Here is a 525-nt window from a genome sequence, read left to right as displayed (position 1 = left end):
TATCCTAGTACAAACTGTGGCATGACCCCGTTATCTCGCACTGTGGCTAACGGTAAATTACGAGCATTGAGTGCCGGTGCAGAGATTGTTCGTCAAGAGTTGACTCAATAGCGATCTCTGAAAAACTTAAAATAACTCAGAAGAGGAGTGGAGAGAGTATGAAAACTCTTTCGCTCCTCTTTATTTTTAAGTTGGAAAAATATTGACAACATTGTTGTCAAGACTTACTATTTAGCCTACCGTTTTAATTCTTTCTAAAAGAGAGATCATGACTACAAATCACCATTTTGAACAGAAACAGCTCTTTGTTTCGATGTTCCAAGAGATATTTACCCTTTTGTCAAAGCTGCATCGGATTAGTGAAGATCTATTAACGGAGGCAGAGAGTGATATTACTCACTCTTGCTGGACAATTTTATCTATTATCCATTGTGAACCGGAACCATTAACGGTTCCACAAATTGCACAGCTTCGTTCCACATCCCGGCAAGCAGTTCAGCGACAGATCTCATTATTATTAGAAAA

General features: G+C 38.9%; 1 protein-coding gene. It reads left to right on the top strand.

All coding sequences use genetic code 11. The features are described 5' to 3' along the window. Positions 1-268: 268 nt before the first annotated feature. On the top strand, positions 269-525 hold a 257-nt coding region (locus FK529_RS20985), incomplete at its 3' end, for a winged helix DNA-binding protein (protein ID WP_205124415.1).

Source organism: Tsukamurella asaccharolytica, assembly GCF_007858435.1.
Lineage (GTDB): Bacteria > Actinomycetota > Actinomycetes > Mycobacteriales > Mycobacteriaceae > Tsukamurella > Tsukamurella asaccharolytica.
The sequence above is the reverse complement of the archived record's forward strand: the minus strand, read 5'-3'. Positions and strand labels throughout refer to the sequence as shown.